Raw genomic sequence first — 20,937 nt, forward strand, 5'->3', positions numbered from 1 at the left:
GTCAGCCCACCCTCCGCAATGTTCGGTATGTGCGTTCGCCGAGGGTCACCAGTTCGGTCGGGCCACCGGACTGTTTCGACTCCGGGCGTCGTAGGTGATAGACGCAGTCGTCGGGGAGGTCGGTGAGTTGCGGTGGCGAGCCCGGTATCGGATGCAAGCCGCGGGAAGGTAAGGCGCCGAGAAGGTCTCGGGTGTAGTCGTGGAGTGGATCCTGAAACACCAGGGCGGCCGGTCCGGTTTCCATGATGCGTGATGCGTACATGACGGCAAGTCGATCCGCGACTCCGCTGCGGGTAAGTGATGCAAGGTCATGGGTGATGAGCAGGACCGCCGCCCCGGCGTCCGCGCATTCTCGAAGTAGTTCCATGACGTGGTCGGTGAGTTCCCGGTCGAGGTTGGCGGTGGGTTCGTCTGCCACGATCACCGACGGATTCCCGGCCAGCGCACCGGCAATGGCAACGCGTTGTGCCATGCCGCCCGACAGTTCGTGCGGGTAGCAGTTCAGGGCCGAGGGGTCGAGTCCGACGCGAAGTGCCAAGGCGTCGCAAGTGTGATCGCCGCCGAGTGCGTCGATCGTTTCCTGTAGCTGCGATCTCGCGGTCCGGACGGGGGTGAGATGTGTTGCGGCGGATTGTGGAACGAGAGCCACGTACCGTCCGCGGAAGGGGGTGCCGGAGAAGACGTCGATCTCGACGTCCGGGGTACCGACGGTGACCGATCCGGTTCGAGAAGCGTTCGGCGGCAACATGTTCATGACCGCGGTGGCGATGATCGACTTGCCGCACCCGGATTCGCCGACCAGCGCGGTCACCGTGCCGGCTGGAACGTCGAGGTCGATGTCGCTCGCAGCGTGGACTACGGATCCGCCGCGCAGCGGGATCTTGACGGTGAGGGATTCGATGCGTAGGCCGGGGTTCACAGTCGTAGCTCCGAAGGTCGAGGGGGCGTGAGCATCGACCGCAGGGCCGAACCGGCGACTGCAACTGCGACGGTGGCGATCACGAGGACTGCGGCGGGGAATACCAGCGTCCACCAACCGCCGAGGAGCAGAGAACTGCGTGCCTCTTCGAGAAGCGTTCCGAGACTGGGCTTGTGCGGGGGTAGGCCGAAACCCAGGAACGACAACGTCGATTCGTGCCAGACGGCGTGGGGCAGCAGGAGAACGACTGCGATCAGGGCCTGCGGCGCCGTCGCCGGCACGAGGTGGCGCGTGATCACATGACGTCGACTTGCCCCCGCGAGAATGGCGGCGTCGATGTAGGGACGCTCACGCAGACTCAAGATCTCGGAGCGGATGATCCTGGCCACTTGCGTCCAGTGGGTCAGTGCGATCGAAAGCACGATGGCGGCGATGCTTCCACGGAACATCGCGACGATGACGATGCCGAGCAGTAGATGGGGGAGAGCGTTGACGGCGTCGGTGCCGCGCATGACGAACCTGTCGACCCAGCCTCCGACCAGTCCGGCCGTGGTACCGACGGCGACGCCGATCACCGTGGCGAGCAGTGCGCAGGCGAGTGCGATGAGAAGTGAGGTTCGAATCCCTGCAGCTATGCGCACGAACAGATCTCGTCCTGCCGAGTCCGTTCCGAACGGGTGATCGAAGGACGGGGCCAGGCGAGCCGCCGAGAAGTCTGTGACTCGGTCGTCGACGTCGGCCAACCATGGGACCAGCGCCGCGTACAGCGCAACGAGGATCAGCACGCCGAGGGCGATCTTGAAGCGTCGCTCAGCCATCGGTACTCACTCTCGGGTCGAGTACTGCAACCAGGACGTCGGCAAGTAATGAGCCGAGCATGACCGTCAATGTCGTACCGACGGTGAGGAACGCGAGAAGGGCCATGTCGAGGTCACGCGCAGACGACACGATGGCCCCGGCGATCCCTGGCCAACTGAAGACTTCTTCCACCAGAACTGCTCCGACTATCAGTTCGGGCAATCGCACGCCGACGATGTTGACGAACGGTGCCAGCGATGTGGGCAGTATGTGGCGTTTCGTGATGGTCGGCGTCGGGATTCCGCGCGCTACCGCGCCCGCGACAAACCCCTCGCTTTTCGAACCCACGACGGATTCTCGGACCGCGAGTAGGAGCCACGGCATCTGCGAGATGGCGAGGACCGTCACCGGCAGCACCAAGTGCCGGATCACCTGTCCCGGTGTGGGATCGGCACCCCCGTCGGTCAGTCCGGCGACGGGGAGCCAGCCGAGACTCAACGCGAAGAGGGCGATTGCCCCCAGAGACAAGACGAACGGCGGAAGTCCTTGGATTACGACGCTCAGCCCTGACACGGTCTTGTCCAGGATTCCTCCACTGCGGATTCCGGCGAGAACACCCAGGGCAAGCGAGGCGAGAATCGCAATGAGAAGTGAGATGCCCACCAGCAGCAGGGTCCATGGCAGACGTTCGGAGATGACTTGGGAAACAGGTTGATTGAACGACCTGGAAATCCCGAGATCGCCGGTGAATACTCCTTGGAGCCAATTCCAATACGTGCTGTACCAGGGGTTGTCGAAACCCATTTGGTCGGCGATCAGCGCTTTGTCCGCGTCGCTGGTCGTCATGTATCGCGTGCCTAGATAGCCGACCAACGGATCGAACGGTGAAATCGCAGCGGCAGCAAAGAGTCCAGCGGACACCACGACGATCACCGGCACGATGAACAACACCCGCCGACCGACCATCGTGAGGATGGCCTTTCGGCGGGAGTTGTCACGGTGGCCCTGCGTCGGCCGCGTGTCTGCCCGAACGTCGACCGCTGTCATTGCCCTCTGGCCCACGTCTGCAGTGACCACCACGGACCCCAGGTCACACCGTGTGAGTGTGGTTCGAGTACCGGCCCGGACATCTGCCAGTCGGAATCCTTCGAAATGTACGTATGGTCGAGGAACACGAGGATGACAAATCCGGGATCCTCGACGTACGCCTGCTGAACGTCGCGATACGCGGCGTCACGCGTTGCCTGGTCGAGGCTGCGGCGTCCTACTTCCAAGCCTGCGTCGACTGCTGGATTGGAGTAGTCGCTGGCGTTGTCGTAGATGCTGCCGACCCCGGGTGCGATGTACTTCGAGTTCAGCGCGTCGTACGCCTGCGTGTCGGGGTCGAAAGGTTCGTCTCCGCCACCGAGAAGTGTCGAATCCTGGTTGATTCGAGGGTCTATGCGGTCCCAGGAGAGCGCCTCGAGATCCACCTCGATGCCGACCGCAAGGGCGTCGGAGGCAAATGCCTGAGCAAGATCACGTCGAACGGTGTCGACGGAGTTGTACATGATCGTGAACTGCGCCCGCTGACCGTTTTTCGAACGGATTCCGTCGGCGCCTTCGATCCAGCCCGCTTCGGTCAGAATTCGCTCGGCCTCGGTCGGGTCGTAGGCGAAGGTTGCGTTCGGGTTGTACGAGTCGCCGTACACCTCGGGGATCGGAGTGGCGGCAACGCGGCCGTGTCCGCCCAGGACGTTGTCGATCATCGACTGGCGGTTGGCGGCGAGATTGAGTGCCATCCGCACGGCTTTGTCGCCTGCCACGGGATTGTTCGTCGGGAGTGAGAGGCCGCGCCAGTCTGCTGACTGGTGGGCCGTCACGGACATGTTGTCTTTGCCCGAAAACGTATTGGCAAGCAGTGGAGGGAGATTGGTGCCGTCGATCTCGCCGGACACCATGCGCTGGGCTCGGGTGTTGTCGTCAGGAACGTAGAGGAGAGTGAGTTTCTTGATCTCCGGTGCACCGTCCCAGTAGTTCTCGTTCGCCTCGAAGACCGCTCGATCCGGTGAGAGGTCGACGAGTGTGTAGGGACCGGTACCGACGGGCGCGGTGTTCAACGGCGACTCGGCGGCAAGCCCGGGTGTCGCGAGGGATTCCGACGGAACCATGCCGATCAGCATTTTCGTCAGCAGCGGCGCATACGAGTAGGCGAGGCGGAACTCGACTGTGCTGTCGTCGACGGCCACGACGTCGCTGATCATGTCGTACGACGACCGCGCTTCGGAGGCGGAAGCGGGATCGAGGATCGCCTTGTACGTGGCAACCACGTCGGCGGCGTCGAAGGTCGATCCGTCGGAGAAGGTGACCCCGTCGCGGAGTTTGACCGTCCAGACTGTCGCGTCGGCGTTGGCAGTGGGCATCTCCGCCGCCAGAGACGGCTCGAATCCCGGCATGCCGGTGCCTCCGGTGAGCCGGACGAGACCGTCGTACATCTTGGCTTCACCGGCGGCGCCGAAACCTGCGACCGGGTTGTAGCCGCCCAATTCGTAGCCGTCGGCCAGGACCAGGCCGTTGTCGTTGCCCGATGAGTCGGTGCCAGTCGGGCTACTGCACGACGTGATCAGAAGTGCGCCGATTGCGGCGGTTGCGGTGAGCGTCAGAACGCCTGGTTTGTGGAGTTTCACGGGTGTCCTTTCCTTGGTGGACAGGTGTCCGAAAACATCTGTTCACCTATTCAGGTATTCATATGATCGCATCTCGAAACGGATATTTCGCACAAAGGTCGAACGCTGGGACCTTGGCCCCGTCAGTGGCACTCCGAGAGCGCTGTTATCGCAGGCCGTAGTCTGTTCCCCGTGCGCGTACTAGTAATCGGCTCCGGAGCCCGTGAACATGCCCTCCTTCTCTCTCTTGCTCGCGATCCAGGTGTCACGGCCCTGATCTGCGCGCCTGGCAATGCCGGGATCGCAAAAATCGCCGAGCAGCACCCCGTCGACGTCGCTTCGGGTGACGCGGTTACCGCGCTGGCCCAGAAGGTCGACGCCGACCTCGTCGTCATCGGGCCCGAGGTTCCGCTGGTCCTCGGTGTCGCCGACGCGGTGCGTGCAGCAGGTATCGCCTGCTTCGGGCCGTCGGCCGACGCCGCCCGCATCGAGGGCTCCAAGGCTTTCGCCAAGGATGTGATGGCTGTTGCCGGCGTCAAGACCGCGCATAGCGAGATCGTCGACAATCCGGCCAAGCTCGACGAAGCGCTCGACCGCTTCGGGCCGAACTGGGTGGTCAAGGACGACGGACTTGCCGCGGGCAAGGGCGTTGTCGTCACGACGGATCGTCTCGCCGCACGCGACCATGCCGCGGAACTGCTCGAGACCGGACATCCGGTTCTCCTCGAATCCTTCCTCGACGGTCCGGAAGTTTCGCTCTTCTGCCTCGTCGACGGCGAAACCGTGATCCCGTTGCTTCCGGCTCAGGACCACAAGCGCGTCGGCGACGGAGACTCCGGACCCAACACCGGCGGCATGGGCGCGTACACCCCCTTGCCGTGGCTGCCCGACGAGATGGTCACGCAGATTGTCGACGACGTCGTCAAGCCTGTCGCTGCCGAGTTGGTGGCACGCGGTAGCAGCTTCTCCGGTCTTCTCTATGCGGGTCTGGCGATCGGAGTCGACGGCCCGGCCGTGGTCGAATTCAACTGCCGGTTCGGTGACCCCGAAACGCAGGCCGTGCTTGCTCTCCTCGAAACACCTCTGGGTGGCCTACTCAATGCGGCCTCGACCGGAACACTCGATTCGGTCGGTCCGTTGCAGTGGCGCGACGGTTCCGCTGTCACGGTCGTGATTGCTGCCGAGAACTACCCGGCGACTCCGCGCACCGGCGACGTGATCACCGGAGCCGACGCCGACGGAGTCCTGCACGCCGGTACCAAGAAGCGTGAAGACGGAGCCGTCGTCTCGGCCGGTGGACGTGTGCTGAGTGTTGTCGGAGTGGGCAAGGATCTGACCGAAGCGCGCGACGACGCCTACGCAAAGATCGCCGACGTCAAGCTTCCCGGCGGTCATTTCCGCAAGGACATCGGACTCGGCGCCGTCGAAGGTCGCATCTCTCTTCCCTGACTCGTTCTTTCGGAGGGCCGGTGAACTTTCTGTTCATCGGCCCTTTTCGTGGAAAATCAACGGTTCCTTCAAGTTACCCACGAGTATGGACTTCTCGTTCGGTTTCTCCCGGTATATCTCAGCGCGGGGGTCACGGAAAGAGAAGGGCACACTTGAGCATTCGCGCTGGATCCAACGAACGGCACGCACGTACCAATTCCACGCTCTCGCGTAGAAACTTCTTGGCAGCAACAGGATTAGCTGTGGGGGCCGCCGCGCTCTCGTCCTCGTGGACCACGGCGGCCGCGGCGCCCAGGCGAGCATTGAACGACGGAGACCGTGTCCCCGCGCTCGTGATCGGCAGCGGATACGGCGGGGCCGTTGCGGCTCTTCGGTTGACGCAGGCCGGAATCGACACACACATGGTCGAAATGGGGAAGTCGTGGACCACGCCAGGGTCCGACGGCAAGGTCTTCTGCCCGATGCTCTCACCTGACGGCCGTTCCTTCTGGCTCAGAGACCGTACAGTTCAACCGGTTTCACACTTCTCCGGCGGCTCGGTGGACAAGAACATCAGTCGCTACGTCGGTGTTCTCGACGCCGAGGACTTCGGCGGGATCAAGGTCTACCAAGGTCGAGGGGTCGGCGGCGGATCGTTGGTGAACGGCGGCATGGCCGTCACACCCAAGCGCAACTATTTCGAAGAGATCCTGCCCGGAGTCGATTCCAACGAGATGTACTCGACGTACTTCCCGCGGGCCAACGCTGCGCTCGGAGTCAACAACATCGACCCGGCTTGGTTCGAGTCGACCGAGTACTACAAGTTCGCACGGACCGGGCGAAAGACCGCTGAGAGATCCGGTTACACAACAACGTTCGTGCCGAATGTCTACGACTTCAACTACATGAAGCAAGAAGCTGCTGGTCAGGTCACCAAGTCTGCCCTGGTGAGTGAGGTCATCTACGGCAACAACGCGGGAAAGAAGTCGCTGGACAAGACGTACCTCGCTGCGGCATCCGCCACCGGCAAGCTCACGATCTCGGCGCTGCACGTCGTGACCTCGGTTGCGCCGGCCGCGACCGGCGGTGGCTATCAAGTGGTGATGAATCAGATCAACGAGCAGGGCAACACCGTCGGCACCAAGACGGTGACAGCCGACAAGGTCTTCTTCGCGGCGGGCAGTATCGGTACCAGCAAGCTTCTGGTCTCGATGAAAGCGCAAGGGCAACTGGCGAATTTGCCGGGTGCTGTGGGGCAGGAGTGGGGTCACAACGGCAATGTGATGGTGGGCCGTGCCAATCACATGTGGGACGCGACCGGCGCGAAGCAGTCGGCGATCCCCGTGATGGGTATCGACAACTGGGCCGACACATCCGCTCCCGTCTTCGCGGAAATCGCGCCCTTCCCGGCGGGTACCGAACTGTGGGTGAGTCTGTACTTGGCGATTGCAAAGAATCCGCAACGTGCTCAGTTCCAATTCAACTCGGCAACCGGCAAAGTCGGACTGAATTGGCAACGCTCGCAAAACCAGCCGTCGATCGACATGGCGAAGAAACTCTTCGACAAGATCAACAAGAAGGAAGGCACGATCTACCGGACCGACCTCTTCGGCCCGACGCAGACGTGGGGCGACCAGTTGACGTATCACCCCCTCGGCGGTTGTGTGCTGGGCAAGGCGACCGACGGCTATGGTCGTCTGCCGGAGTACCCGGGTCTGTACGTCATGGACGGATCCCTCGTTCCGGGCAATGTCGGCGTCAATCCGTTTGTCACCATCACCGCGCTTGCCGAACGGAATATCGAGAACATCATCGCGAACGACATGAACTAGCGGGGTAACTCGCGGACAGGTGCGGTGGGATCGGTTTCTGCCGCACCTGTTCGGTATGCCCAGGGGTTAGAGTCACGTGGACAGGCGACGCTCGACCCAGGGATGTAGACGTGAGGCGGACAAAGTCCGAGATCGACGGTGATTGGCTCCGGTGGGGCGTGCCGTCGAACGACGAGTTGGTGGTATCCGAACACGAATTGGACGACGAGCCTGAAGATTTGGTTCTGTGGGGTGGTGCGTCGAGTGCTGATCAACCGGTGACGTGGGAAACCCACTCACACCGATCGAACGAGATATTGTTCCCTCGTTCCGGCATTGTGGTTGTGCGCTCAGGCGCTCAGATGTGGACGTTGCTCCCGGGGCGCGGGCTGTGGATACCGGCACTGCTTCGACACTCGGTGCGCGTTGCCGCGGGTGCGCAATTCTTGACCGTGTATTGTGCTGTCGGACAAGGGCCTTCGCTCGGCGATCATCCGGTTGCGGTACATGGCACGCCACTTCTGTACGAACTGTTTCTGCATCTGAGTGCTCGCGAGATGTCGGACGATGCGAGGGGCCGCGCCGAGCGAGTGTTCTTCGACCTCGTTGTTCCCAGCGACGCGCGCGGGGCGATCAAGATTCCCGATGCGGGCCCGGTCGGCCGGATTGCGCGCGACCTGTTGGCTCGACCGGAGGACCCGCGCAGTTTCGAAGACTGGGCGAACGAGATCGGTGTCAGCACCAGCACTTTGGCTCGTCGATTCAAGGTGGACACCGGAGTCAGTTTCGGCCAGTGGCGAGTGCTGCTTCGGATGAACGTGGCGATGTCCCTGCTCGGCCAAGGGGCTGCGGTCGCCGACGTGGCAGAACGCATCGGATACTCGACGCCCAGCAGTTTCGTCGCCGCCTTCAAACAGTCCACCGGTGTCACGCCGATGGTTTTTCGAAAGAACGCGGATCGTTGATCCGATTTCGACATTCTCTGACAAAACTCCGCGATTGCGTCAACTGCTCATCCACTACCGTTACCCATGTAGGCGAGGCTTACTTTACTTTCCGGGTTCGGGGTTCTCCCGAAACCCGCTCGACAGCATGGGGCAGAAGTGATCGATTTTGTTGCGCCGCGTTCGAAACGCGGTAGCAGAGCCATCTTCATGGCTGTGGCAGTGGCACTTTCGACGGTGCTGGCTGCGTGTGGCACCTCGACGACCGACACGACGGACGACGGTGAAGCGTGGACGTACGTAGATGCGCGTGGTCAGCAGATTTCGCTCGACAAGATCCCCGAACGCATCGTGGCGACGGCGGACACCGCGCCGGTACTGCTCGAATACGGCGTCGTTCCGGTCGGCATCATCGGCTTCTCCAGGCTGGACGAATCAACGTTGAATGCATTCGACTTCAGCGGAATTGCCCATGTCAGCGAGACCGACACGGACATCAGCGCCGAGAAACTTCTGGCCGTGGACCCGGATCTTGTCATCGACATCTGGAGTTCGTACAACGGTGGCAACTTCGGCAGCATCTGGGGTGGCGACATCGCTCGCGTCGAAGAGGTTGCTCCCATTGCAGGCGTCAAGATCACCGATGGGGCGCAAGCGGCGCTGGACAGCTTCAGTTCGTTGGTCCAGGGCATCGGTGGCACCGACACCTCGCCGGTCTACGCGGCGAAGCGGGACGAGCTGAGTGCGCTCGGCGCTCGGGTGCGCGAATTGGCTGCAGCGCGGACGAATATCTCTGTTGCATACGTGATTCCGTTGGAATCGAGCCTGGACTACGCCGTGCCGGGATGGACTTCACTCGGAAGTATTCTCGAAACGATGGGCGTCGAATTCGCCAAGCTCGACAGCGAGGACGGTTTCTGGGCATCGGCGAGTTGGGAAGAGCCAGGCATCTTTCCGGCCGATCTCGTTCTGATTCCGCCGACGTGGTCGGATGCGCCGGAACTCGATTCGCCGACGTTCACGAGGCTTCCGGCCGTGGTTTCGGGCCAGATCGCGTCGGTGGAACTGCGTACGGGGTACAGCCTGACGGGCATCACGGAGCAGATGAAGCGTTTTGCCGACGTCTACGAGAAGAGCGGGAACGTCACCTGAGCAGCATTACCGCGGCGCATGAACTCTCAATGATCGATTGACTCGGTCGAGGATGCCGATGGCAGCGGTCAGTGTGTCGAGGTCACCCTCGTCGAGACCTGTCAGTTCTTGGGCCAGGACGCCGATGCGAAGTTCGGACCGACGGTCTCGACGCGCGCTTCGCTCGTCCTTCACGAAAAGTGTGCTCACTCGGCCGTCCGTGGGGTCGGGTCGCCGCTCGATCAGGTCCTTGTCGGAGAGGGTGCGCACCAGTGTGCTGATGGTGTTCGGGCGCCGGGAGAGTCGATCGGCCACAGCCCCGATCCGAGTGCCCGGATGACGTGCTACATCGTGAAGTACTTCGGATTGTGCCTCCGGCAAAGTCGCGTCGGTGCCCGACGCATCCATGTATTCGCGCAGCGCTCGACGTAATTCGAATGCTGCAGCGATGAGTGATCTCGACGTTTCTTCTGCAGTGGGCACGCGATCAGAGTAGTGATCGATCTCGTGTGATCCACGCCCTGAAACTGTATCTGACACAGATATAGTTTACAGTTCTTGAAAGGATAGGGTCACCTAACCATGGCGGAAGAAAAAGCTGTCATGCTTCACGACGTACGGGACACGATCATGAATTTTCGAAAGAAGTCACGCAGTGCAATGCTGATCGGCGCGCTGGCATTGGCGGCAACTCTCAGTGGCTGCTCGAGCGAGGACGCTTCGACCACAGATACGGGGACCAGTGCGTCGGCGCCGACGGGCTCTGCGTTCGTCGCTCCGCGAGCAGTCCCGGCCGGAATGGGGAGCGGAAAGTCGGACGGCGAGTTTCCTCGCACCGTCTCTCACTTCAAAGGAGACACCACGATCGAATCGCAGCCGCAGAAGGTGGTGGTGATCTCGACCGGACAGGCCGACGCACTGCTGTCGCTCGGTGTCGTGCCCGCAGGTTCGACGCGTGGTGACGGTGCGGACCTGGTTCCGCCGTACTTGTCGGCTGCCTACCCGGAATTCCGTACTCAGCTAGGCGATGTCGTTGACGCTGGTGGTCGTTTCACCCCGAATTTCGAAGCGATCGTCACGCTCGATCCTGACCTGATCTTGATGAATGTTGCAGGAAAGGACGCTGATTCGCTCTACGACCAGCTTTCGGCTATCGCACCCACGGTGGCAACGCAGGGGACCGGTGTCTACTGGAAGCAGGACTTCCTGCTGGTAGCCGACGGAGTCGGAAAGACGCAACAGGCGACGGCGCTACTGGATACGTTCAACGCCGACGCGGCGGCGCTCGGTGCTTCCCTGTCATCGCCGCCCACGGTGTCTTTCACCCGACAGAACGGAAATCGCCTGCGCATCTTCGGTATTCCTTCATTCACCGGAAGTATCGCCCAGGATGCCGGTCTGGCGCGTCCGGAGTCGCAGCAATTCGACGACACTTCGAGAGACATCAGTGAGGAAGAGCTGAACGTGGCGGATGCTGATTGGATCTTCTACGGGGTGCAGGGCGGGGACCCGGCGACATTGACCAACGCGCCGTTGTGGGCGCAGTTACGTGGGGTGGCCGCCAATCATGCCGTTGCTGTCGACGACGACGTCTTCTACCTCAATACCGGGCCGACTGCGGCTCGTGAAGTACTGAAGGTTCTGCAGAGCACGCTGCAGCAGTAGTTGATTCGGCTTGTTTGTGCGTGCCGACGAACCGGAAGACGGCTCCTCCCACAGTGACCGCAAGCGTAGCGAGAACGGCTCCGGCAACGACGTCGGTGAGCCAGTGAGCTCCCAAGTAGAGGCGAGTGAGCGCGACGACAACGGTGACCGTCACGGCGAGAAGCATCAGAAGGCGTTTGACGGCCGGCGTTCGGTCGACGCTCACAACGAGAACCGCAATGCCGAAAAGCGCTGCTGTGCCGGTCACGTGACCGGACGGGAAGGAGTGGCCGGTCTCGAGAAGTACTTGGATACTGGTCGGCGGACGTTCGCGGCCGACCAGTGCTTTGACGACTGTGCAGGCGACTGCTGCACCGCCGACGGTTCCGATCACGATCAAGCCTGGAACTACCGAACGCGCTCGCCACGAGATGAGCACTCCGCACGTGATCCCGAGCAGCGCGGTGGCTACCGGGCTGCCGAGATCTGTGACTGCGACTGCGATCTGGTCCAGGGCGCCGCTCCGATGATCGACCATCCAGTTGGTCAGCGGTTCGTCGAAGCTCGTCAACCATCCGTTTCGATACACCTGGATCGAGAGCGTCACGAGTGCGAGCACGAGTCCGCAGGCGCGGAGCGCTGTTGACCGAACGCTGGACGCCCGGTAGATCGAACCGAAGGCGAACAGCGCGGCGGCAACCACGATTGCGGCAACCGCAATTTCTGCAGTGGTGCTCTCGGTCAAGACTTCGGTGACCACGTTTCGCACGGTCGACACAGTTGCTGGCATGAATGCAGTGTGACGATCCGAAGCTGAAGAAATGCTGAACGGAACTCGGTCATGGGCCTACCGTCTGCTCTACTGGGTGCATCCGAACAACTGCGTGTCGACGAAACGGGGCCGGCGGTGCGAGTACTGGTAGTCGAAGACGAAGTGCGCCTGGCCGAGACGATCCGGCGGGGATTGGTAGCCGAGGGATTCGTGACCGCAGTGGAACTCAACGGGGACGACGGCTTCGCGACTGCCTGCAGCGACGAATTCGACGTGATCGTTCTCGACATCATGTTGCCGGGCAAACACGGATACGACATCGTGCGGGACCTACGCGCCCGGGAGGTCTGGACGCCGATCCTCATGCTCTCGGCGAAGGACGGCGAATACGACCTCGCTGATGCTTTCGACCTCGGTGCCGACGATTACCTGGTCAAACCCTTCTCGTTTGTCGTACTCCTAGCGAGGCTCCGCGCACTGGTCCGGCGCGGCGCTCCCCAGCGTCCATCGATACTCACCGTGGGAGACCTGTCCCTCGACCCCGCGAAACATCAAGTGATCAGAGCGGGAATCGAGTTGACGCTGACGCCACGCGAGTACAGCGTTCTCGAGTTCCTCATGCGCAACAACGGAGTGGTGGTCACCAAGAGCGAGATCGTTCGCTCCGTCTGGGACACCAACTACGAAGGTGACGAGAACATCGTCGAGGTCTACATCGGATATCTACGGAAGAAAGTCGACCTCCCATTCGGAACCCGCAGCATCGAAACCATTCGAGGCGTCGGGTACCGCTTTGTCGGCACTGCCTGATCGTCAGTCGGTCGGTAGCGGAATCGTCACCTCGAATCGACTCCCGCCGCCGGCACTCTCGTCGACGGTGATGGTTCCGTGATGCGCCACAACGATTTCCGACGCGATGGAGAGCCCGAGTCCGGAGCCACCTCCCTGCCTCGACCGCGGCTGGTCGAGGCGGACGAAGCGTCCGAAGATTCGTTCGCGTTCTGCTGCAGGGATTCCGGGCCCGTCGTCCTCGATCACGATCTGGGCGTCGTGGCCGTCTTCGGAGCATTCGAGATGCACCATGGTCTCGGCGTGCCGCACTGCATTGTCGACCAGGTTGCGAACCATACGCGCCAACGCTCTCGGGTCCCCGGAGACGCGAACCGGAGCAACACGGGCGGTGACCGCGATCTCCGAGATACCGTCGATCCGCTTCTGCTCGGCGAACAGAATGTCGTCGAGGTCGACGTCCACGACGGTACCGGCGGATTCGAGTTCGCTTTCGTCCGAGCGCGCGAGAATCAAAAGATCCTCGATCAATTGCCGCATCCGGCGCGCCTCGGGGAGTAGTGCGTCTTCGATCAACGCGTCGTCGAGGAGATCCGGGCGTCGGTGTGCCAGTTCCAGAGCCGTCGTGATCGTGGACAGCGGACTGCGCAACTCGTGTGAGGCGTCGCTGACAAATCGTTGTTGAGCAAGTGCACCCTCGTCGAGGCGCGCGAGCATGTCGTTCATTGTTGTTGCCAGCCGGGCTATCTCGTCGTTCCCGGACGGAACCGGAACTCGTTCACCCTGGCGCCCACTCGAAATCGAGGCAACGCGAGCGCGGATGCGTTCCACGGGAGCGAGAGCCGAACCCACCAGGCGGTACGTGGCGAACGCGGCAAGTCCCAGAACCAGGGGCCCGGCTATGGCCAGCAGAACGGCAACAGTGGTCACCACGGTTTCAACGGGTTCGCGGTCGGCGCCGACGAACACGGTGACCGGTCCGGTCGGCGTCTGCGCGCCGCGTCCGATCAGCCAGTAGTCTTCGTCGTCGGACTTCTTGACCCTCCCGTAGGCGTCCGACTCGTCGGGGCCGAGACGCTGTTCCGACAGCAGGCCGCTCTCGGTTCCGGGAGACTGGGCCGCTATTCGATGATCGGCGTCGACGATCTGAACGATTCCGACCTGACTGTCGGTGGACAGGAGTGACGGGTCGAGATCGGCTGGGCTCTTTCCGCCGAGTTGCTGGACCAACTGCGTGGCGCGAGCTTCGGAGCTGTTCAGTGCGGACAGATGGAGGGAGTTCGCCAGAACGAAAACCAGTGCAAGCCCGGCGATCACCAGGCAGAAGGCGATCACGAGCGTCGATGCCACGGTTGTCCGGGCACGCACGCTCCACCGGGACGGGTGCAGAATCGACTCGCCGATGACGTTCATGGCGTCCAGTCTGTACCTTCGCGGCTGTGTACATGCAAAGGCTGTGCATATGCAAAGGCTGTGCATATACAAGGACGGGTGACGCGGCCTCGTGATCGGACCGCGTCACCCGTCTAGAGGATCAAGCCACTCGCTTGGCTGTTCGGCCGCCGAATTCGAGCATCACGGCGCGTCCCGTGTCGTCGGTGACGAAGCGCCCCAACGTCCGCGTGGTGTCGGCGCGCGAAGCGAAGTCGAGGTCGTTGAGGAAGGCGATCGGGATCGCCGGCGGCCAGACGATGTCCTCGTATTCGCCGAGGTCCTGCGCACTGCCCATGCGGACGCCGATTCCCTCGTCGCCGGGGGCGACGGTCATCGTCAGGTTGCCGGCCTGGTACTTGCCCAGGACGGCGTCGACGGCCGACGGAGCGGGTTCGACCACGTCGAGAGATGCCGGAGCGGGCAGTTCCGCGAGGTTTGCCATGCACCAGTCGACGATCTTCTTGCCGATTCCGCCGCCGAGTGCGTTGGTGAGCACGGTGACGGCGAAGTTCTTCTCGGGCACCGTCAGGAACTCGGAGACCTGGAGGTTGCTGACGTTTCCGCCGTGCCGCACTACCTGGGTGGTTCCGTATCGAGTCAGCAGCCAGCCGATACCGACCTCCTCGAACATCATCGCTGCGGGACGTTGCGGCTTCTGCATCAGCAACCGGGTGGACTCGTCGAGCGGCTGTCCCTCACCGGGGTGTTCGCCCGAAAGTGCGTAGCGTGCCCAGACGAGCTGATCGCGCACCGAGGACCACATTCCGCCGCAGGGCGTCATGCCGCGGTCAAGCCCCGTCTCGTTGGACACGAACGGCTCACCGTCGCGGATGTAGTGGCCGAGTGCAAACCGGTGAGTCATCACGTCCCAGGGCAGGAACGCCGAGTTCTTCATGTCGAGTGGGTCCAGAACGCGCTGCTTGACCAACTCTTCGAAGGTCAGTCCGCTGATCTTGGCCACGACGTATCCGGCGAGAACGAACCCGGAGTTGCTGTAGGAGAAGACTTCTCCGACGGGAAATTCCTGTCGCAGTTCTTTCAGCCGTGAAATCGACCGGCCCAGGGCGTCTTCGCCCCAACCGGCCGAGAGGCTGGCGTCGCCGGTGAATCCGCCGGTGTGCGTCAGGAGGTGACGCATCGTGACGGTGCGGGTGGCTTCGTCGTCGGCGAGGGTCAGTTCGGGGACGTACTCGATCAGCGGGGTGTCGAGATCGAGAAGGCCGTCCTCGACCAGTGCCATCGCGGCAGTTGCAGCAAAAACCTTTGTGGTGGAACCGATCATGAACATCGTCTTGTCGGTGACCGGGAGCTGGGTTTCGATGCTCTCGATGCCGCTGGTGACGACGATGTCCTTGTCGCCATGCACAATTCCGACCGAGACGCCGGGGATGTTCGCCTCGACCCTCCACTGATCGACGAGTTCCTGAAGCTGTTCTTGCATCTTTGATTCCTCGAGTTCGCTGGCGTTCGGTGTTTCGGCGTTCTGTGTTTCCGTCATCGTATGTGTATCGGTCGTCGTCACGCGTTGACCCGTGGTAGGAAGCGGAATCCGACGTACACGCCGTCGCGGTGCGGCCGTACCGTCGTCCAACCGGCGGCCCCGGGTTGACGGGTGGTCCAGGTCCCCGGAATCTGGGACGGCACGAGAGTGGCTACCGTTGCAGGCTTCTTCGGAGCTGTTTCGTCTTCCTCGGGATTCGGGATGACGTCACCGATGACGGTGATCACGGCTTCGTCAGCGGACTCTCCACGGCGGAACTCGATTGCTATTCCGCCCGAGCTGTACTTGCCCAGAACCGAATCCGGAATCGACTCCACACTCGCGGGGTTCGGGGCGAGGGCTTGCGGAGGTTCGAGTCCGACCAATGCGGCTGCGGCTTCGGTGAAGAGATCACGATAGAGGCCGTCGGCCTTCCCGCCGCTGGTCAGCAACGCGATCGCGACATTGTGGCGGGGGAAGATGCGCAGATACGCATGCTGCCCTATGGTGCTGCCGTCGTGGCCGAAAATCTCTTCGCCCGACCAGGTTTCATGGAACCAGCCCAAGCCCCAACCCGACTTGTCCGGGAACAGATCGCTGATGTCGATTTCGGGTGTACGCATCGCGGCGGCTGATTTCTCCGACACGATTCGTACGCCGTCGACGCTCCGACCTTCGAGAAGACCGAGTTCGGCGAACGTGAGCAGGTCTCCGATGCTGGCGGTGATGCAGCCGGCCGGCCCCATCGAGCGCGTGATCGGCCAGACGGGCATCACGACGGAGTTCCCCGTATGACCAGCGGCCACAGAGTATCTCGGAGCATCTCCGGTCAACGTGAGTGTGTGCTCGAGACCGAGCGGGTCGATGATCCGCTCCTTGAGGATGTCGTCCCAGATGCCGCCGCGAAGAACCTCGACGATACGAGCTGCCAGGACGTACGCGGAGTTCGAGTACGCGAAGCCGTCCTCGAGTGGATGAACCTGGCGGAAGTCGCGCAGGCCCTCGACGTAGCGTTCGACGACGTCGTCTCCGCGCCCCTTGTCGATGAACAGGTCACCGTCGATTCCGTTGCGATGGTTCAGAAGTGCCCGAACCGTGATGCGGGCAGCTGTTTCCTCGTCCTGCAGTGCGAAGTCGGGCAGGATCGACCGGACGGTTGCGTCGAGGTCGAGCAAACCTTCGTCGACCAGTTGCATGACCAGCATTGCGGTCCACACCTTGGTGATGGATCCGATCTGGAACAGGGAGTCGGTGGAGACCTCGACCCCGGTGTCTGCATTGATCACGCCGGAAGCCACCGTCGTACGGGTGATTTCCTTGCCGCTGGAATCGAGTGTGAGAATACCGAATTGAGCACCGGTGACGCCGTAACGCTCACACAGTACGTCCAGTGAACGCTTCCAGGCATCGGCTCCGGCAGAGGCGTTGGCCAGGCCGGTCTTGGGCAGCTTCGCGGAGGTGTATCGCTTGACCCACTCGATGAGCCGTGTGCTGTAGTCGATTCGGTGCGAGATCGAGCCGTTGACGAGGAACCCGTGGCTTGCACCGGGATACGCCACCAGTCGGGTGGGTACATGCTGCTGGCGCAGTGCGGCGAACCAGGCCTCGGCCTGGCCCAGCGGGCACCGCTCGTCCGACTTTCCGTGCAGGATCAGCGTCGGGGTCACCACGTTCTTCACGGCGGCAAGCGGTGAGGCGGCCAGGAGCCCCGCGGAGTTCTCGGGAACAGTGGTGCCGGTCGCGAGCGATGCGAGGTGCGGACCGAAATCGCAGACCCCGGCCATGGCGTTGAAATCGCAGATCAGGCCGCCGGCAACCGCGGCGGCAAAACGATCTGTTGCCGACGTCAGGTGACACGTGCTGTATCCGCCGTAGCTGTACCCGGTGATCGCCAGTCGGTCCCCGTCGACAAGTCCCTCGGCGACGAGCGCGTCGATCGGCTCGAGGAAGTCGGCTTGGTCCGAGGTACCCCAGGCGCCGTTGACGGCGTACATGAAGTCTGCACCGTACCCGTCCGATCCACGTGGATTGAGGGTCAGGATGCGCCAACCTTGCGCGGCGAGAACCTGGTGGGCGGGGTGATAGGTATCGGCAACGCCGGTCCACGCGTTGTGCGGTCCGCCGTGAATGTCGAGCAGAAGGGGTGCGGCGCCACTGGTTTCGGGAGCGGACAGCAACCAACCATGCACGGTACGGCCGTCGGAGATGGTGAATTCGCGTTCCTCGGCGGCAAACAGGGTCACCTCGGGGAGCGCTTCTGCGGTGAATTCTGTCAGCGTGGTGACATCGCCGCTGTCGAGATCGACGAGCGCGACCTCGCCGAAGGACTGCTGTGTGGTGATGATGACGGAGGCGACGCGGGCGTCACGGGCAACGGAGAGCGCCGAGACGACCTCGTTGGGATTGGCGACGAGGGAGCGGGAGGTACCGGTTTCGATGTCCGCTGCATACAGATGCGTCCATCCGCGATCGCGGAGGCAGAACACGATCTCGTCGCGAGTATTCGACAGTGCCGGTGTGCCACCGGGGTAACCAGGCGCACCGGGCATCACGTTTCGATCGAGATGAGCGGTGAGAGTGACGTCGACCGGTGTTTCGGTAGGGCCGGGGACGGACAGACGGATCAGGTCTGCAGTTCCGACACGGACCTCGGGGGTGCCGATGGCGACAACCGAATCTCCGTTCGGGTGCCACAGTGTTGAACCCTGCACTCCGGTGGCGTGACCGAGTCGCTGCGGCGGAACCGACAGATCGTCGACGAGGATGCGGTAAGCGCTGAAGGTGAGGTTCAGATCGCTGTCCGGTTCGAGATTGGCGGTGAAGGCAAGCGCCGTGCCGTCGGGTGACCAGGACGGCACGTCTGCATTCCAATCACCGTCGGTGAGCCGCCGAACCGCCTTCGTCTCCAGATCGACGGTGTGCAGGTGGCGCCGGAAGGTGCCGAGCCAACCGGCGCCGTCCACCTTGTATCCGAGCCGGTCGGTCACGATGGGTGCATTCGGATCGGTGGAGTCCGAACGTGAGACCACTGCGGCGAATGCAATGGCTTTGCCGTCCGGGCTCCAGGCCGCTGCTCCGGCGCCGAGGGGGAGTGATGCTGCTGTGGTGAGGGTTTCGGCCTCGCCGCCGGTGAGTGGGATCAGGTGCAGCTGCGCGGAGTCGCCGACCTTACGGAGGAAAGCGATCGAGGTTCCGTCCGGAGAGAACCGAGGGGCAGAATCGGCGGGCCCCGTAGTGAGACGGCGAGCCTGGGAATCGCGGGACACTGCCCAGAGCGATGTAGTTGCCTTTCCGGCAACAATTTCCGAGCGAACGAAGACGACCACGGTGCCGTCGGGAGAGAGTGCGGTTTCGGTGGGCGTGACCACACGGTGGAGGTCGTCGAGAACAAATGGACGGTCAGTCATGTAGATCCTTCGAATCGGAGAAATAGATGCAGACGTAAAGCTTTGTCTTCCGGCTTATTTCAGAACTCGGATGCCTGGGCCCGCCAGGGTGCCACCAATCGGCGCGTACAGGGACGTCGCACCGTTGAAGAACATGAAGTTCGGCGACGTGGACACCGGAACGACGTCAGAAGAGGTGAACAGCGCCTGTTCCGCTTCCTCCCATACCGAGCAGGATTCCTGGCCGGGCAGAACCGAGGCCTTCGCAGCCAGTTCGGTGTACTCGGGATTGTCGATCGATGCGAAGTTGACTCCCGCAGGCGGGACAGGGCCGGAGAAGTACGGAACGAAGATGCTGGGAGTGTCACTCTGGACGGTGAGACCGATCGAGATCGACCAGGACGTGAGGTCCTTTGCCGCGAACGTGTTGGAGATGATGAAGTTGTTGTCACCACCACGAAGTTCTACTTTCGCGCCGAGTTCCTGCCACTGCTTCATCGCGTATTCTGCTGCTGCAGAGGTGGTATCGCGGTAGTTGGCAAAGATGACGGTCAACTGCAGCGGTTGACCGTCCTTGGTCAGAACGCCGTCCGATCCGGGCTTCCAGCCGGCGTCGGCGAGGGTCTTCTTCGCCGCGGCCATGTCGAACTTCGGAACTACACCGGTCACACTGTCGTAATCACATGCTCGCGGATCGACAACGGCCAATGCCGTAGCGCGCGAACCCTTGCCACCGGTGTTGATGTCCGTGTAGTCGTCGAGATCGATTGCCTGCACGAGCGCGCTGCGCACCGCTTCGTCCTTGGTGGGAAGAGCAGCATTGTGGTTGAAGATGAACTGCCCGCTCAAGGTGTTCGACGTCATCGACTCCAGTCCGGACGCTTCCACACGTTCGATATCCGCACCGGCCACCGGTGCTGCGTTCACCGTTCCGGTGAGGACCAGGTTCGCCGTCGTCGCCGCGTCGGTCACGATCTTGATCGTGACGGTCTTGGGCACTCCGAGGGTGTCCGACGTGGTTTCGCCGTTCGGTCCCCAGTTGTATCCGTCGCGGCGCTCGAGCGTGACGTGATCGTTGGCCACTACTTCGGTGACCTTGAACAGGCCGGTTCCGTTGCTGCTGCTGCGAACACTGGCGGGGTCGTCGAGTGCTGCCTGGCATGCCAGTTTGAGAGCACCGATGCGCTCGAGCAGGAAGGGCGCAGGTTCCGCTGTCTTGATCGTGAGCTCGTCGCCGTCAGCGGTTGCTACCGCAGTTTCGGGTACCGACGCTCCCAGCCACGGCGAGCCGTTCGTCTTGTCGACGACCCAGTTGATGTTGTTCGCCGCTGTCTGGGCAGTGAACGTCGTGCCGTCTTCACACGTGATCCCCTTTTTGAGGGTGAAGTTCAGCGAAGTTCCGTTCTCGCTCCATTTTTCGGCCAGATACGAGCCCGCTGCACGGGTTTTGGGGTCGATGGCCAACAGCGAGTCGTTGGTATAGCTGTTGATTGCCTGCGTGGCAGTCAAGTTGGTGATCAGAGGATGAAGGTTGCCGGGGTCGGTGTTCACGATCGTCGTGAAACTGCCGTCCTTGGCGTAATCGCCGGAGGACTCCCCTCCAGGATCAGACGAACTTCCGCACGAGGCAACGGTGAGCACGCCGATCGTGACCAGAGCCGCGGTGGGCACTGAGCGAACTTTCATCTGATGCACCTTTTGATCGAAGGAAGTCGTTGATCAATGTTGCGCGAGAGACGTGGCCCAGGTCTCGTTC

General features: G+C 62.3%; 16 protein-coding genes. 6 read left to right on the forward strand and 10 right to left on the reverse strand.

Annotated elements, in window-relative coordinates:
- Position 1 precedes the first annotated feature (1 nt).
- The 4 genes from G8767_RS20940 to G8767_RS20955 are packed head-to-tail and all read right to left on the reverse strand — an operon-like array spanning position 2 to position 4,383.
- A complete protein-coding gene (locus tag G8767_RS20940; RefSeq protein WP_166811543.1) occupies positions 2-919 on the reverse strand; it encodes an ABC transporter ATP-binding protein in 918 nt (305 codons plus the stop codon).
- A complete protein-coding gene (locus G8767_RS20945) occupies positions 916-1,737 on the reverse strand; it encodes an ABC transporter permease (RefSeq protein ID WP_166811545.1) in 822 nt (273 codons plus the stop codon). The genes G8767_RS20940 and G8767_RS20945 overlap by 4 nt, the downstream gene beginning before the upstream one ends.
- The gene (locus tag G8767_RS20950) at positions 1,730-2,764 is read right to left on the reverse strand and encodes an ABC transporter permease (protein ID WP_166811686.1); all 1,035 of its coding nucleotides are present in this window, start codon (positions 2,762-2,764) and stop codon (positions 1,730-1,732) included. The genes G8767_RS20945 and G8767_RS20950 overlap by 8 nt, the downstream gene beginning before the upstream one ends.
- A complete protein-coding gene (locus tag G8767_RS20955; RefSeq protein ID WP_166811547.1) occupies positions 2,761-4,383 on the reverse strand; it encodes an ABC transporter substrate-binding protein in 1,623 nt (540 codons plus the stop codon). The genes G8767_RS20950 and G8767_RS20955 overlap by 4 nt, the downstream gene beginning before the upstream one ends.
- A gap of 171 nt (positions 4,384-4,554) precedes the next feature.
- On the opposite strand from G8767_RS20955, the gene purD reads away from it, so the two are divergent.
- From purD to G8767_RS20975, 4 genes are all read left to right on the forward strand, one after another.
- Positions 4,555-5,811 (forward strand): phosphoribosylamine--glycine ligase, encoded by a 1,257-nt coding sequence (gene purD / locus G8767_RS20960; protein ID WP_166811550.1) that lies wholly within the window; start codon positions 4,555-4,557, stop codon positions 5,809-5,811.
- Positions 5,812-6,053: 242 nt separating this feature from the next.
- A complete protein-coding gene (locus G8767_RS20965; RefSeq protein WP_200318017.1) occupies positions 6,054-7,622 on the forward strand; it encodes a GMC oxidoreductase in 1,569 nt (522 codons plus the stop codon).
- A 110-nt stretch (positions 7,623-7,732) separates the two neighbouring features.
- A complete protein-coding gene (locus G8767_RS20970; protein ID WP_166811552.1) occupies positions 7,733-8,566 on the forward strand; it encodes an AraC family transcriptional regulator in 834 nt (277 codons plus the stop codon).
- A gap of 189 nt (positions 8,567-8,755) precedes the next feature.
- On the forward strand, positions 8,756-9,697 hold the full coding sequence (locus tag G8767_RS20975) for an ABC transporter substrate-binding protein (RefSeq protein ID WP_166811554.1): 942 nt from the start codon (positions 8,756-8,758) through the stop codon (positions 9,695-9,697).
- A 6-nt stretch (positions 9,698-9,703) separates the two neighbouring features.
- Here the strand turns inward: G8767_RS20975 and G8767_RS20980 are convergent, their stop codons facing one another.
- Entirely contained in the window at positions 9,704-10,159 is a 456-nt protein-coding gene (locus G8767_RS20980; protein ID WP_095971432.1) for a MarR family winged helix-turn-helix transcriptional regulator, read from the reverse strand.
- Positions 10,160-10,258: 99 nt separating this feature from the next.
- On the opposite strand from G8767_RS20980, the gene G8767_RS20985 reads away from it, so the two are divergent.
- On the forward strand, positions 10,259-11,341 hold the full coding sequence (locus tag G8767_RS20985) for an ABC transporter substrate-binding protein (protein ID WP_240952510.1): 1,083 nt from the start codon (positions 10,259-10,261) through the stop codon (positions 11,339-11,341).
- On the opposite strand, the gene G8767_RS20990 is transcribed toward G8767_RS20985, so the two are convergent.
- Complete coding sequence (locus G8767_RS20990; protein WP_206029606.1) at positions 11,277-12,110, reverse strand: phosphatase PAP2 family protein; 834 nt, start codon at positions 12,108-12,110, stop codon at positions 11,277-11,279. The two genes, G8767_RS20985 and G8767_RS20990, sit on opposite strands and share 65 nt — an antisense overlap.
- 117 nt (positions 12,111-12,227) lie before the next feature.
- Between G8767_RS20990 and G8767_RS20995 the strand changes: the two genes are divergently transcribed.
- Positions 12,228-12,902: a response regulator transcription factor gene (locus G8767_RS20995; protein WP_166811690.1), complete on the forward strand. Its 675-nt coding sequence runs from the start codon at positions 12,228-12,230 to the stop codon at positions 12,900-12,902.
- A gap of 3 nt (positions 12,903-12,905) precedes the next feature.
- On the opposite strand, the gene G8767_RS21000 is transcribed toward G8767_RS20995, so the two are convergent.
- The 4 genes from G8767_RS21000 to G8767_RS21015 all read right to left on the reverse strand — a co-directional run bounded on the left by G8767_RS21000 (position 12,906) and on the right by G8767_RS21015 (position 20,867).
- Positions 12,906-14,294 (reverse strand): HAMP domain-containing sensor histidine kinase, encoded by a 1,389-nt coding sequence (locus G8767_RS21000; RefSeq protein ID WP_166811557.1) that lies wholly within the window; start codon positions 14,292-14,294, stop codon positions 12,906-12,908.
- A gap of 121 nt (positions 14,295-14,415) precedes the next feature.
- Complete coding sequence (locus G8767_RS21005; RefSeq protein ID WP_124568787.1) at positions 14,416-15,813, reverse strand: serine hydrolase domain-containing protein; 1,398 nt, start codon at positions 15,811-15,813, stop codon at positions 14,416-14,418.
- Positions 15,814-15,833: 20 nt separating this feature from the next.
- Complete coding sequence (locus G8767_RS21010) at positions 15,834-19,202, reverse strand: serine hydrolase (protein WP_166811559.1); 3,369 nt, start codon at positions 19,200-19,202, stop codon at positions 15,834-15,836.
- A 54-nt stretch (positions 19,203-19,256) separates the two neighbouring features.
- Positions 19,257-20,867 carry an ABC transporter substrate-binding protein gene (locus tag G8767_RS21015; protein ID WP_166811560.1) on the reverse strand — a complete coding sequence of 537 codons (1,611 nt, stop codon included), beginning with the start codon at positions 20,865-20,867 and terminating at the stop codon, positions 19,257-19,259.
- Positions 20,868-20,937 lie beyond the last annotated feature (70 nt).

It is taken from the genome of Rhodococcus sp. IC4_135 (assembly GCF_011602025.1).
GTDB lineage: Bacteria > Actinomycetota > Actinomycetes > Mycobacteriales > Mycobacteriaceae > Rhodococcus_F > Rhodococcus_F baikonurensis.

What these genes read in the sequence shown, in the direction of transcription:
- G8767_RS20945 (WP_166811545.1), bottom strand. Translation starts at nt 1,737, where the DNA reads ATGGCTGAGCGACGCTTCAAGATCGCCCTCGGCGTGCTGATCCTCGTT.
- G8767_RS20950 (WP_166811686.1), bottom strand. Translation starts at nt 2,764, where the DNA reads ATGACAGCGGTCGACGTTCGGGCAGACACGCGGCCGACGCAGGGCCAC.
- G8767_RS20975 (WP_166811554.1), top strand. Translation starts at nt 8,756, where the DNA reads ATGGCTGTGGCAGTGGCACTTTCGACGGTGCTGGCTGCGTGTGGCACC.
- G8767_RS20985 (WP_240952510.1), top strand. Translation starts at nt 10,259, where the DNA reads ATGGCGGAAGAAAAAGCTGTCATGCTTCACGACGTACGGGACACGATC.
- G8767_RS20990 (WP_206029606.1), bottom strand. Translation starts at nt 12,110, where the DNA reads ATGCCAGCAACTGTGTCGACCGTGCGAAACGTGGTCACCGAAGTCTTG.
- G8767_RS21000 (WP_166811557.1), bottom strand. Translation starts at nt 14,294, where the DNA reads ATGAACGTCATCGGCGAGTCGATTCTGCACCCGTCCCGGTGGAGCGTG.
- G8767_RS21005 (WP_124568787.1), bottom strand. Translation starts at nt 15,813, where the DNA reads ATGACGGAAACACAGAACGCCGAAACACCGAACGCCAGCGAACTCGAG.
- G8767_RS21010 (WP_166811559.1), bottom strand. Translation starts at nt 19,202, where the DNA reads ATGACTGACCGTCCATTTGTTCTCGACGACCTCCACCGTGTGGTCACG.
- G8767_RS21015 (WP_166811560.1), bottom strand. Translation starts at nt 20,867, where the DNA reads ATGAAAGTTCGCTCAGTGCCCACCGCGGCTCTGGTCACGATCGGCGTG.